The sequence below is a fragment of the Klebsiella sp. SYXHC3 genome, assembly GCF_057196925.1.
The window spans coordinates 31,126-43,639 of record NZ_JBXUNG010000005.1; the positions used below are offsets into that span (position 1 = coordinate 31,126).

General features: G+C 47.3%; 19 protein-coding genes. 18 read left to right on the top strand and 1 reads right to left on the bottom strand.

Annotated elements, in window-relative coordinates; translation table 11 throughout:
* Positions 1–4 precede the first annotated feature (4 nt).
* From AC2CGP_RS14315 to AC2CGP_RS14380, 14 genes are all read left to right on the top strand, one after another.
* The gene (locus tag AC2CGP_RS14315) at positions 5–304 is read left to right on the top strand and encodes a MarR family transcriptional regulator (protein WP_320904684.1); all 300 of its coding nucleotides are present in this window, start codon (positions 5–7) and stop codon (positions 302–304) included.
* Positions 301–645, top strand: a complete 345-nt coding sequence (locus AC2CGP_RS14320) for a hypothetical protein (protein WP_484502368.1) — start codon at positions 301–303, stop codon at positions 643–645. The genes AC2CGP_RS14315 and AC2CGP_RS14320 overlap by 4 nt, the downstream gene beginning before the upstream one ends.
* Before the next feature lie 282 nt (positions 646–927).
* Entirely contained in the window at positions 928–3,039 is a 2,112-nt protein-coding gene (locus AC2CGP_RS14325) for an ATP-binding protein (protein ID WP_484502369.1), read from the top strand.
* Positions 3,032–4,129: a DNA cytosine methyltransferase gene (locus AC2CGP_RS14330; protein ID WP_484502370.1), complete on the top strand. Its 1,098-nt coding sequence runs from the start codon at positions 3,032–3,034 to the stop codon at positions 4,127–4,129. Before AC2CGP_RS14325 ends, AC2CGP_RS14330 begins: the two co-directional genes overlap by 8 nt.
* A 501-nt stretch (positions 4,130–4,630) precedes the next feature.
* Positions 4,631–4,864 carry a DinI family protein gene (locus tag AC2CGP_RS14335; protein ID WP_045389594.1) on the top strand — a complete coding sequence of 78 codons (234 nt, stop codon included), beginning with the start codon at positions 4,631–4,633 and terminating at the stop codon, positions 4,862–4,864.
* A gap of 342 nt (positions 4,865–5,206) precedes the next feature.
* On the top strand, positions 5,207–5,599 hold the full coding sequence (locus tag AC2CGP_RS14340; RefSeq protein WP_058649374.1) for a LexA family protein: 393 nt from the start codon (positions 5,207–5,209) through the stop codon (positions 5,597–5,599).
* A complete protein-coding gene (locus AC2CGP_RS14345; RefSeq protein WP_015367393.1) occupies positions 5,596–5,799 on the top strand; it encodes a hypothetical protein in 204 nt (67 codons plus the stop codon). Before AC2CGP_RS14340 ends, AC2CGP_RS14345 begins: the two co-directional genes overlap by 4 nt.
* Positions 5,799–6,830 carry a DUF968 domain-containing protein gene (locus tag AC2CGP_RS14350; protein WP_148406559.1) on the top strand — a complete coding sequence of 344 codons (1,032 nt, stop codon included), beginning with the start codon at positions 5,799–5,801 and terminating at the stop codon, positions 6,828–6,830. Before AC2CGP_RS14345 ends, AC2CGP_RS14350 begins: the two co-directional genes overlap by 1 nt.
* 13 nt (positions 6,831–6,843) lie before the next feature.
* On the top strand, positions 6,844–7,446 hold the full coding sequence (locus AC2CGP_RS14355; protein WP_484502390.1) for a hypothetical protein: 603 nt from the start codon (positions 6,844–6,846) through the stop codon (positions 7,444–7,446).
* 1,089 nt (positions 7,447–8,535) lie between these two features.
* A complete protein-coding gene (locus AC2CGP_RS14360) occupies positions 8,536–8,835 on the top strand; it encodes a phage holin family protein (RefSeq protein WP_314733219.1) in 300 nt (99 codons plus the stop codon).
* Positions 8,832–9,374, top strand: coding sequence for a glycoside hydrolase family 108 protein (locus AC2CGP_RS14365; protein WP_327061463.1), 543 nt, complete (start codon positions 8,832–8,834; stop codon positions 9,372–9,374). Before AC2CGP_RS14360 ends, AC2CGP_RS14365 begins: the two co-directional genes overlap by 4 nt.
* Entirely contained in the window at positions 9,371–9,718 is a 348-nt protein-coding gene (locus tag AC2CGP_RS14370; RefSeq protein WP_032710188.1) for a DUF7940 domain-containing protein, read from the top strand. Before AC2CGP_RS14365 ends, AC2CGP_RS14370 begins: the two co-directional genes overlap by 4 nt.
* Complete coding sequence (locus tag AC2CGP_RS14375) at positions 9,715–9,978, top strand: hypothetical protein (protein WP_484502371.1); 264 nt, start codon at positions 9,715–9,717, stop codon at positions 9,976–9,978. The genes AC2CGP_RS14370 and AC2CGP_RS14375 overlap by 4 nt, the downstream gene beginning before the upstream one ends.
* Positions 9,929–10,126: a hypothetical protein gene (locus AC2CGP_RS14380; protein WP_032705630.1), complete on the top strand. Its 198-nt coding sequence runs from the start codon at positions 9,929–9,931 to the stop codon at positions 10,124–10,126. Before AC2CGP_RS14375 ends, AC2CGP_RS14380 begins: the two co-directional genes overlap by 50 nt.
* A 748-nt stretch (positions 10,127–10,874) precedes the next feature.
* Here the strand turns inward: AC2CGP_RS14380 and AC2CGP_RS14385 are convergent.
* Positions 10,875–10,997, bottom strand: a complete 123-nt coding sequence (locus AC2CGP_RS14385; RefSeq protein WP_257986015.1) for a hypothetical protein — start codon at positions 10,995–10,997, stop codon at positions 10,875–10,877.
* 8 nt (positions 10,998–11,005) lie between these two features.
* Between AC2CGP_RS14385 and AC2CGP_RS14390 the strand changes: the two genes are divergently transcribed.
* The 4 genes from AC2CGP_RS14390 to AC2CGP_RS14405 are packed head-to-tail and all read left to right on the top strand — an operon-like array spanning position 11,006 to position 12,394.
* Positions 11,006–11,293, top strand: a complete 288-nt coding sequence (locus tag AC2CGP_RS14390; protein WP_484502372.1) for a hypothetical protein — start codon at positions 11,006–11,008, stop codon at positions 11,291–11,293.
* A complete protein-coding gene (locus tag AC2CGP_RS14395) occupies positions 11,293–11,655 on the top strand; it encodes an HNH endonuclease (RefSeq protein WP_032707024.1) in 363 nt (120 codons plus the stop codon). Before AC2CGP_RS14390 ends, AC2CGP_RS14395 begins: the two co-directional genes overlap by 1 nt.
* Positions 11,616–11,966, top strand: coding sequence for a hypothetical protein (locus tag AC2CGP_RS14400; protein ID WP_428891102.1), 351 nt, complete (start codon positions 11,616–11,618; stop codon positions 11,964–11,966). Before AC2CGP_RS14395 ends, AC2CGP_RS14400 begins: the two co-directional genes overlap by 40 nt.
* Complete coding sequence (locus AC2CGP_RS14405; RefSeq protein ID WP_428891168.1) at positions 11,963–12,394, top strand: hypothetical protein; 432 nt, start codon at positions 11,963–11,965, stop codon at positions 12,392–12,394. Before AC2CGP_RS14400 ends, AC2CGP_RS14405 begins: the two co-directional genes overlap by 4 nt.
* Positions 12,395–12,514 lie beyond the last annotated feature (120 nt).

Here is a 12,514-nt window from a genome sequence, read left to right on the forward strand (position 1 = left end):
GACCATGACCAAAAAAATCAAATCCAGATATCGCAATGAAATAACCGCTTTTGAGTTCCTCAGGGCTAATCCGGATATGACGTCCGGCGAAATAGCTAGAGCAATGGGGCGTAGTGGCAGCTCTGTCAGTGGGCAGGTTAGACAACTGGTGGGTACCGGACGGATTGTCCAGACGGGCACTAAAAATGGTTCCCCAACGTGGAGAGTAAACGATATGCCGTTTGGCTGCGCTAACCCGATCAGAATGAGATTCGAACAACTGCTGCAGGCACAACGTTCGAAAGGTAGGGAGTTCGCAGCATGACTGATATTACCCGGTTGTTAGCCAGCCTCAAGCGCCGCTCAGCCCATGCAAAAGAGTTTGGCCACGACGTTCTGTTCGTAAAGCTTGAAGACCTCGACGCGCTGGTAGCGGCTCTGGAGAAGGCGCAGCAGTGCATCGGCGAACTCGAGCGCGAAGAGGAATCTTTTCGCCCGGTCGGCGTAATGAGTGAGAAAGCGTATCACCGCCTGGAAAACAGAGAATCACGCTTTATTGCACTCTGGCCTCGCCCCGAGATCTATTTACCGCGTAAGCGCCCGGAAGATGGCGTCATTGTTTATGCCCGAACCGTGGTCCCCTCAATCAACAAGAGGGAGGGATGAGTATGGACGCTTCACTTAAATATGCCTGCAAGCGCCTGAAACAGTATGGCCAGCGGAAGTCATTATGGTCTTCTCTCAGATTGAAAACGCCGGGGGATTCCTGGCGTACCACCAACGCTACTACCAGCGTAATAGAAGTCACTGGTGGAACAAAGACTAATTATGTGAACCAGATTAATTCTTTTATTGTGAACCTCTTGAAGATGAAGGGTTTTTTGCTATGTTAGACGTACCTATTTCTAACGAATCTGAGCAAAAAAGCTCTTTGAGAAGGATTTTTACATGGCACGTCAATATGAAATGCAGATATCAAGGATGACAGTAGACAAATTGGGAGTGAAACTATATGACAGAGCTTATGCTGTTATAGCCGAATTAGTATCAAACAGCTATGATGCCGATGCAACAAAAGTAACAATAAAAGCCCCAATGGGGCAATATCTCGCTGTTAAGCAAGATGGTGTTGTGACATCAAAACATGTCACTATTGAAGTAGAAGATAATGGAGTCGGAATGGCTCCTGATGAATTACAAAATTTTTATTTAGTTGTAGGGAAAGAAAGAAGAAAGGATCCTAAAAGAGGAGAAACTTCTAGGATATTTAACCGTAAGGTTATGGGGCGAAAAGGTGTTGGGAAATTAGCCCCGTTTGGTGTTTGTAAACGGGTTGAAATTATTAGTGCTGGGGGGAATAAAATTAGTCATGAGGGGAATGAGGGTTATGAAGTTGCTCATATCCTTTTAGACAAGGAAAAAATAATGGATGACACTGCTGTATCTTATAAACCAGAAACAGGTAGCTTAGATGGCACGTTGAGTGAAACTACTTATACTAAAATAATATTGAGTGATTTTGAATACAGAAAAATTAGTGAAATTAAAGATTTATCAAGGCAGCTTTCACAACGCTTTGGGGTTAAAAGCAAGGACTGGACTGTCAAACTTATTGACACTTCCAAAACAAGCTCCAACCCTGACTATGAAGTTGAGGTTGGTGAGTTTACAGTACCTGTAATGCCTAATTCTAAAATAGAGTTTCGCTCAGCAAGCGGAAGTATTGCGACTGATTCTTGTAGCGATTTAAATGATTATGTTGCTATTAATCCAGATGGCACTCGTTCTACGAATGTTATGCCAGGGTTTGAACATGAAGGAAAAGCTTATCCGATTTTGGGTTGGATTGCTTACGCAAAGGAACCTTATAAAGATGAGTTAATGGCTGGTGTGAGAATTTACTGTCGAGGTAAATTTGCGGCTCAAACTACTGTTTTTAATAGAAAAGCTGGCTTCACAGGGGAGCATTCTATACGTTCTTATTTGGTTGGTGAGTTGCATGCGGATTGGTTAGACGAAAAAGAGGATCTAATTCAAACGGATAGACGAGATATTCTATGGTCTGATGATTTAGGGACTCAATTCCAAGATTGGGGGCAGGAAGTAATCTTACATGTAGGAAAAATAACTCGTGATCCTCTGAGAACAAATATGATGAACCAATTCTTCGAATTGGCTCATGTAGACGATAAGGTAGAGCAAGCATATCCTGGTACTAGTCAGAAAGATATGCGTACACAGGCAAGAAAAATAGCTAAATTATTGGGTAAGTCATTACGGGGTGATGAATTACATGATCCGGATGCACTGGATAATTTAGTTCAACTAAGCATTATGTTGGCGCCATTACAATCATTAGATGCAAAATTAATTGAAGCATCAAGTAAAGCAGATACGCCGCTTAATGTTCTTAATGATATATTAGCTACTGCTCAGTTAGCAGAAACGGTTAGTTTTGGTCAAAAAGTCAAAAAAAGACTTCAAATTATTGAAAGGCTTGAGACCCTAAAGGATGCGAAAGATACAGCTGAGGACGAACTACAGGATCTGATTGCATCGGCACCTTGGCTTGTTAATCCTCAGTGGGTGCCAGTAACAGCTAACAAAGCATTGTCAACCTTAAAAAGAGAGTTCCAAAAGTTTTACAAAAAGAAAACCGGAGAAGATATATTTCTCATAGACTTTGATCGTAAACAGAAAAGACCTGATTTTGTTTTGTTTAGCCAAGATGGGAAGTTGCAAATCATCGAAATTAAGAAACCACATCATCATATATCAAATGATGAAATGGATCGAATCATTAATTACTTTGAAACCTTTGAGGAATTTTTAAACGATGAGAGGCATAATGACTTTAAGTCTATTGCTTCTGATTTTCACGTTACGCTTGTTAGTGATGGGGAACGCTTGAGTGGTGCACGTCGTAAAGCTTATACTGCATACATTGAAGAAAAACGCCTGACCCCTGTTGATTGGGCAGGTTTTTTGCTGAGGACAACTCAAACTCACCAAGAGTTTTTGGATGAGGCTGAGCAGTTGAAGTCGGGAATTAATGAGTGAGAAAATGGTGACCAGTTTGAATGCAGTTGACCTATTTAGCGGTGGTGGGGGGCTTACCATGGGGCTAAAAATGGCCGGGTTTGATGTCAAAGCTGCTGTTGAACTGGATGCACATGCAGCCGCTACCTTTCAAGCAAATCATCATGATACAAAGCTCTTTGTGCAAGATATTCGATTTGTTAAAGGTGGCGACATCCTTGGACTTATTCCTGAACAAAATTTGGATCTTTTATCTGCATGCCCACCGTGTCAAGGGTTTACTAGCCTTACAGCTAAGTATAAAAGGGAAGATCCTCGCAACTTATTGATTAACGAAATGTTGAGGTTAGTTGAAGAAACCTCTCCTTCAGCAATCATGATGGAAAATGTTCCTGGCTTAGCCTCCCGTGGGAACCACCTACTTTCGCCTGTTATTGCGAGGCTGAAAGAACTAGGCTATGTCGTGAACTACGGCGTTTTGCAAGTAGCCGATTTTGGTGTTCCTCAATTCAGGAAAAGATTTGTATTGTTGGCAGGTAAAGGCTTTTCAATCCCTTTACCTGAAGGGTCACATTCAAAAGAAGGAAATGAAAAACCTAAATGGGTAACAGTGAAAGAAGCTATTGGCGGTATGCCAAAACCCTTAACACTTTCACAGGCCAAAAAATTAGGTAAATTTCCCTTGTCTAGTTGGCATATTGTTAGAGACCTTTCTGAGCTCAATATAAAACGATTGCAAGCGGCTGTTCCGGGGATGTCTTGGGAATGTATCCCAGAAGAACTCCGTCCAGACTGCCATAAAGGTGACTATAAAGGATTCAGTAACGTCTATGGTCGTATGGCGTGGGATGATGTGGCTCCAACGATTACTGGCGGGTGTACAACGCTAAGTCGAGGGCGCTATGGTCATCCAGAAGATACTCGTACAATTTCTGTTCGTGAAGCTGCAAAGTTACAGACTTTTCCTGATAACTACATCTTCGACACCGCTTTGATGGAAAAAGTTTGTGTCATTATAGGAAATGCTCTCCCGTGTAAATTTGCAGAGTATTTAGCCATTCACTGTAAAAATTATATTAATGAAGCAAAAAAAAATGGGTTGATAGCTTAATCGGACATGCATACAAGTACCCGCTTCGGCGGGTTTTTTTGTGCCTTTAAAACAAAGGCACATCATCTTTCAGGACTATCTCGGGGTTAAGTATGCTAGGGAAAAGCAGATTGCAGGGTAATAGAGGCAAGCGCGAGTTTCGCCGTTGTTGATGTTTCCTGCGGCCTTAAGCAGGGAGATCTCGTCCTAATTTCTTTTCAGCGGGATAATCCAGTTTGGCATTGTTCGCGGTCGCGTACTCATTACTTCAGATGGTGATGCCCTGGACGATGTGGATGTGAAGGGAGTTTTAACGTTTCTGATCAACCGGGCAAATTACGTCGAGGAAGGCCCGAACCCTGTGATTTAACCCCGACCCGCTACGGCGGGTTTTGTTTTTTTGGGGGAAAACTTCAAGTTAAACATGGGCATGTGATTAGCAAAAAGTGACATCAAGGGCTTGAACATTTCATCTAACAGGTATACTGTTTATTTATACAGTATTTGCGTGAGGAGCTAATTATGAAAGTGGAAATCACAATTGATCGTCGCAAAAAGTTACCAGATGGCGCCGTTCCGGCATTAGAGAAGGAGTTACTGCGGAGGCTGGACCAGAATTTTAACAACTGCAGTTTGATCATTCGCCGAACCGGTACTGATGGTCTGAGTGTGTTTGGTGGGATGGATGGAGACAAAAAGCGGGTGGAGCAAATCCTTCAGGATACCTGGGAAAGTGCTGACGACTGGTTCTATTAAGTAGAGGTCCAGTGGCTGACCTGGTTTATTTTGAGGATTTTGCTGTGGCTAAAAAACAACAAATGCCGAACACCGGCTATGTAGTAATCAGATGCGATGACGGGGTAATTGTTGCCCGTCTCACCTCTTTTCCCGTATGTGAGCGCGCTTTAATGTACCGTCGCGGTGATACTGTTTCGTTTATGCCTCTGCAGCCCGATGAGATCGTGGGGACTCTCTCGCTATTTTCGCAGATGATTGAAAGAGCAAAGGCCGGAGGGGGTTACCAGATTCCTCCGGGCTCTGTTACACTCCCGTCATAGGCCTGAACAACCTATACCTGCTGCGTCACGGAGAGAAACCATGGCGCAAACAAAATTAATATCTGATGCGGAACAGGCTGGCGATCATGTTGATGGCGCTGGTCTTTCTTCATTCCACAACCTGACACCACGACAGCAGGAAGTTTTTGATCTGCTGGTGGCATATATCAATCAGCATGGCTACCCGCCGACCGTTCAGGAACTGGCCGGGCTTCTCGGCGTTAGCTCACCGAATGCTGTCGCTTTGCACCTTCGTGCGTTACATAAAAAAAACTTCATAAAACTATCTCGCGGTGTTTCCCGTGGGATTTCTGTCGTCGGAAGAAAGGAACCATTACTTGCCGTGCAGCTGCTGCAGGAAATGATCGCTGACGCACCTGGAGCGCGTGATCGGGCGCTGGAGTTCCTGCGAGTGTACGAGGCCCGCCCATGAAGAAAAGCTGGTTTCTCCATGAACAACTTTCAGAGTCTCAGGCTCTGGAACTGGCGGAACGCTACCGGAAAAAGAATTGTCCTGTTGAGAAAAGCCTGTCGAGCGACTTTATCTCATGGGAACTCCGTGTGCTGTTGCCGGAATCCAGCAAGCCACCGCGCATTAACAGAACCTACACACAAAAAATGTGGAGGGACTGATGCGCGCATTACTAAATGTTGATGTTGCCCGGCACCTGGGAATTGTGTTGCTTAAACCCGGTAGAGAGTTGATGTCTTTATTCAGCGGTGGGCGCGTGCTGGTGGAGACTCTGCCAGAAAAAATGAAGGCTCTCCCAAGTGGGCGCATTCCTGAAGCCGGGCAACCTTTACGAGATGATCCCGACATTCACCCATTCTTTATGAAAGAGCGGGTAGTGAGGGCAGCTGGTGGTGTGAATAGTCTCGAATCCTGGTTGCTTAAGAGGGTTAAGCATTGCCAGTGGCCACATTCTGATTATCACCATTCAGAGCTGGTAACGTTCCGGCATTCAACCGGGGCAATCGTCGCATGCTGGCATTGTGATAACGAGCTGAAGTACCAGACCGATCAAACCCTTGATAGGCTGGTAGGTATCAATAACGCAGATCTGATAATCGATGCTGCCCGTATCGCACTGGGATTTGACCCTGAACGCTCCCTGTCACTTGCTGAATTGTGTTGGTGGGCTGTCAGCGTTGGAATAGGGGACGAAATCACAGAAGAGATGGCGCGTCGTTCCCTTCGGCTTAAAGAAGAGGTTTTCCAGTCAGTCTACAAAGAAAGCGAAATCGTCCCATCGGTGCCGGCCACCAGCATTCTTTCCCCGCTTGTTGCTAAGGTTGTCAGGCATCCTGGACCACCAGCCCCGGTAAAACCAGAGGTGCCAGTGGTTGTTGATCCCGTGGCACCAGCCACTTTATTCACCAGACCTAAGCGGATCCGCTGGGTGTCAGATGGTTTTATTTCCTGGGTAAAGACTCAGCCATGTATGTGCTGCGGTCAGTCTGCTGACGATGCGCATCACCTTATCGGATGGGGGCAGGGCGGCGTTGGTACCAAGGCACACGATATTTTTACGATCCCTCTTTGCCGTAAGCATCACCGGACGCTTCATCACGATCCAGTTGCTTTCGAGAGTGAGTACGGCAGTCAGCCGGAATTAATTATTAAATTGCTGGACCGGGCCTATGCGCTCGGCGTTCTGGCGTAAGGAGAAGAGCATGATGACACCACGTCAACGCCGGCTGCAGCGCGTAGGATTAGAAACAGTGGCCGCCGCGCCTCGCAAAAGCTGGTTAGGCCGGTTTACGCCCCTGAATGGCATTCAGTCTGCCTGGATTAAATCGCTACTTACAATATGGGGAGAGAGCATGCGTGGGGGAACAGCTCCCCGAAAGCCCACAGGCCACTCCTGCTGGCGAGGTTTGAAAGGGGACCGCTGGTCAGATAAAGCGCTGGAACGATTTACTGCCGCGATAGAACAGGCGAGGGAGGAGGGATATCGAGGCCAGCAAGCCTTAAACCGAGCACATGCGATTTTATGGCCTCAGCCTGTCATCGGCTTGATAGATTCCGCTATTCATGATGATGATGCCGAATTCGTAGAGCGCTGTGTTCTCGGCGCATTTGAAACGGCGGATCCGGTTTATCTGGTAGGAGTTAGTTATTACACCACACGTAAAAAAATCTCTGACATAACCCGGGAATTACAGCTGGTGGCTCCGTGGCTAACAGATGGTGAAGCCCGCAAGCGCGTGCGATGGTGCCTAGAAATATTCAGAGCAAAAACATTTCTGTCGGTACGAAAGGGAATTCAGGCTGATTAACAAAAAGTGCTATAAATCCCTTTTGATGTTGAAAATGGGCCAAAAAATCAGATAATCCATTCATGCTTGGCAGAGCTGCGCCACTCGGCAGCGACAAAAAGCGACAATTTGATTATAACGAGAGCCCCGCCAGTGCGGGGTTTTTGCTTTCCGGCGATACGACAGGGGTATTCGCGAGATGCTGAGCATCAGTACCCCTGTCATATCGTCGAGTTGTATTTTCCAGATTTAGACAAAATCTTGAGTGTGGTGGGTGAAGATTTTTGTTACTTTTCCTGCGTGGTGAATCCCCAACGCGGTGGAGTGTACAGCGGTTCCTATCTTTTATCGTAAGCACACGGATCGGTTCGCTGGCCGATTCTCCGGGAAGCACCCGGCACCACACACCTTAGGTGTTCGATTCTTTCTGTCCTGATTTCAGGGCCCTGTAGAGATACAGGGCTTTTTTGTTGTCTATAATGTAGTTGTGATACCGATACCCGTGTATCACGCCCAATACAAAATCGAAGTCACATCCCTTTGCCAGTCCCTCCAGAGGCTGGCATTTTTTTACCTGAATACTCCGTGTCAATTCCGCCTTCGCAAAACGACGTTGCTCCACGAAACGGAGCGCGCAACAGATAATGGCACTTTCCCTTATGGGACCTGGCTTAAATGCACTGAGCGCCATTATCGTTGTGGTGAATGCGCAGGCTGATGCGTGAAGCCGACGCGATGAAAATCAGCGAAGACCGCTAATGCGCTCCAGGTCGCTTTAGTAAATCGCGGGAGTACCAGAATAGGTTCAAGCCGGAGATCTGCACCGGCCACCAGACAATCACTTGATGACCTCGCTACCTTGCGGCGCTTTTTGCTATCTGGTGGATCAGATTTCAACCGCTTGTGGTGATTTCCAGCGTCAGTGATCCTCTGGCGACAATTAAAAATATTACCCACGACAATTACAGGCTGCGCATTTGCGTGGCCTTTTTCATTTCAGGTTCACGGGATTCATCATCGATACGGCTCGTTGTTAAATCAGCCTGATAGGCCTGATCCTTTCAAACTCATACAGCACCCCGTTAACCCGGAGGTGATATGGCTAAACGTATGCAAGATAAAGAAAGCATTGCCGGAGTTTCATGGCTGATTGTCCTTGCTCTGTCATGCTGGGGCGGCCTTGTCCGATACCTGATTGACGTTAAGCAAAACAAAGCCACCTGGAGCTGGATTAACGCTCTCGCTCAAATTGCGGTATCCGGGTTTACAGGGCTTATCGGCGGGTTGGTTAGCGTGGAAAGCGGACTTAGCCTTTACATGATCTTGGTAACTTCAGGCATTAGCGGTGCGATGGGCTCTGTGGCGCTTACGTACTTTTGGGAACGCATTACCGGAGTGAAAGCACAATGACAGCAGACCAGATCATTGAAGCCATCCTCGGCAAAGAAGGGGGTTACGTTAATAACCCGAATGATAAAGGTGGTCCTACTCGTTGGGGTATCACCCAGAACACAGCCCGTGCATACGGTTACAAAGGCGATATGAAAGAGCTCCCTAGGGATACTGCGAAAGAAATCTATATGCAGCAGTATTGGTTGGAGCCCAAATTTGACAAGATCGCCGAACTGTCACCATCAATCGCAGAAGAGTTATGCGATACCGGCGTCAACATGGGGCCGCGTGTTTCCACAACTTTCCTGCAGCGTTGGCTGACGGCACTGAACCAACGCGGCAAACTGTATCCCGACCTGAAACCAGATGGCGTCATCGGGAACATCACGATCGCCGCGCTGCGCAGTTACCTCGCCGTACGGGGTAGCGCAGGGGTCACGGTGATGCTGAAAGGGTTGAACTGCAGTCAGGGCGCACGGTATCTCGAACTGGCGGAAGCGCGGGAAGCCAATGAAGAATTTCTCTTCGGGTGGGTGAAGGAGAGAGTAAACCTATGAAGCTTATTATTTTCTTCCTGCTTGCACTGGTGGCTGTTTTAACGTTGTTGCTGTTAAGAAAGTATACCCGTCTTGAGTTTGTGGGACATGCTCGCCTGTTACTTAGAACTTGGTCTGTTCGTCTGGGGACAGCTGGTGCACTGGTTGGTGTATGGGCGCAGTCATTCCCGCATGCAGCACTTCATGCCTGGGCGATGCTGCCACCGGACATCAAAAACATCTTGCCGCCAAACATCGTTGCGATGATTAGTCCCGCCCTGGTAGTGCTGGCGGTGCTCTCACAATACGTACGCCAGCCAGCATTGAAAGATAAGGCCGACGAACAGAAGGAGCCGCAACAATGAGCTTTGAAATTATTGCTGGGCTGGTGGTCCTCATCATGGGTGCTATCGCTGGTGCGTTCAGCCGCGGGACCAGTAAGGCAGAAGCCAAAGCAGCACAAAAGCGTACTGAAGAGAAAGCCGCTGCTAGCGTCGCCGCGGCTGAACGGAAAGAGGAAGCCACCAGAGAGGCCAGCAATGTTCAGCAGACTGTTAGCCATATGCCTGATGACGATGTTGATCGGGAGCTGCGCGAAAACTTTACCCGCCCCGGTGGTGGTTGATACGGCCTGCAGCTGGGTACGAATTATCTACCTGACCGACCACGATATCGACGTGCTGGATAAGCAGACCAAGCGCGACATTCTGGCGCACAATAAATTGGTGCTAGCTAACTGCCAGAGCATTAACTCCTCTCAGCGAGTGAAATAAATGGCCTCATCCTTGAGGTCCACGGGTAAGTAAACGCAAGGTCTTTTATGTAATGGCTCTTTTAGCCTAGAAGCCAGCTCAGAAACAACAAGCGTAAGCGGTAAATAACTCGAAAATATTTTCAGAGCAGTTCAGGTGCGATATCCTGGCAAATAACAAATCGATGAGAATGTCTATCTCATCTAAGGGTAGTGGGTAAATCTCCCGATACTGCTCACAAACAGCACTCTCTTGTTAAAATTTTGTGATAGGATCTGGTCTTGTAAGGGGCAATCACATGATATCGTGTGACGAAGTTTTGAACTATGGAATGGCTGACTTAATGAATTCGGAGTAATTGTGACGATTCACAGCGATTTGGAAGCTTACTTATTACTTTTGCTTAACATGTGGCCTGTATTGATAGTCGTTTGTATTGGAATGGCATTGGCGTTTTATGGTGTATTCATGCGCAAGACGGCCATAACTTTAATCGTACTAGCAATAATTATTAGTGTGTTAGGTTGGATGTATGCCTGATTGTGGAAATATATTTTCCTTATTTCCTACGGTCGCTGATGCGGCCTTTTTTATGGGTATTAATGTATCTAGCCCATACGTTTTGTGTTGATTTTTCTGGTGGGCGAATAAAAAAAAAGCCCTGTTTTATGGGGGAACAGGGCGAGATGTAATATGAATAAAAACAGTTATCGTTTTGGTCCAAACTGACGTTATCACATTTTTCGGATATTTCAATGCACTGGATACATCAAGTTCTAAATCCGGATGTTTCTTTTGCCAAATAGCCTTTGAATAGAGTTTTCTCAATGCCGCCCAGCAACACCATGATGTTTAACCAGTAGCCTCGCAGATGCGAGGCTTTTTTATTCATAAAGGTCCATGATGCAAAATATCAAGATTGAATACGTTAATGGCCTCATTGCTGGCCATTTAGTTTCTGGCTCAATATTCGGTACAACAATCCCCGCATTGAGCATCAAGCCAGGCGCCGATTGTAAGGAAAAACAGACTTCAACCATTACGATAAAAGTTGATATGGATGCTAGCGCAGCCCTGAAGACGATAGATGATGTCGGTAACGACATATCTAAGCGGATTGATACCGCTTTAAATATTGCGTTTAGACCGGGTAGTAAAGCCTGGTCTGCGATTAAGAATAACCGCTAATGCCAGCCCGCTCTAAACGCCCATGCCGCCACCGGGGGTGCGCGGCAATAACCAATGATGCCAGCGGATATTGTGACGCCCACCGACTGCAACATGCTGGCGATGGTTGGCGCAATTATCAGGCTGGGAAAAGTCGGCATGAAAGGGGTTATGGCCGACCGTGGGAAATTCGCCGCGCCAGAGTTCTCCAGCACGACAAATATCTTTGTCAGAACTGCCGACGCCACGGCATAGCCACAAAAGCTACCAGCGTCGACCACATCATCCCTAAAGCCCACGGCGGTACTGATGACGACTCCAACCTGGAGTCATTGTGCTGGCCATGTCACAGAAAGAAAACAGCAACAGAGAGAACGCGATGACCGCCACGAATCTTAAAATTGAATACGTTGATGGGCAGTTGGTTGCCCTGGAGAAAAACGGAACGTCATTCCTCGGTGCCGGAGTAACAGCGCTTTACTTCAGCCATACGCTCGAGGAAAAGCCCTTGCTGAAGGTTGAAATGGGCGGAGGTCCGGTAGAAGAGATGCCTGCGCCACCGCCCCAGCAGGTGCAAGCCGAACCAACGGTTCCAGTTAGTGCAGAACCGCCGAAGGAAGGAGAGCACCTTCCACCAGCCCAACAACCGCAACCGCGTGGCCGCCGCCGCCGTAACCGTCAACGGAGCCAATAATGTATAACCGTAATGAGCTAACCCTAGCCATGTTCTATGCCTCCAGCACGAACGATGAAGGCAATAAGGTCGCTACGATCACCGTTAAGGTGAACAACTCGGATCAGGTATCCATGCAGACCAGCAAGCTGGTATGTGTCTCCGGGAAAGACAACAAGAAAACCTACCAGGTTGGCGAGCAGTCAGTTAGCAATGGTTCTGATCCGTTACTGACGGCCATCGAGAACTACTGGCGGCAGGACACAGAAAGCATCGTTAACGCTTTATTGATGGATGTTAGCGACTTCATCACCGGCAATATCAATACCAACACAACCTTCCTTGGTTTCGATGGACTCAAAATCTTTGAGATGCAGCCGTTGGAAAGCCGTATCCCTGAAAGTGTGCTGCAGGCTGATGGCGGAACCGCTCCTGAGTTAGAGGAATAAAAACGATGAAGTATTAAAGCGGTCAGGCCGCGGCCCGAATGGCGACTTCCACCTCGACTGAGGCAACTGCCGCCAGGGGGAAGGGGGGTCAAATCCCTAACCCCTTTCGCGCTTCGGGAC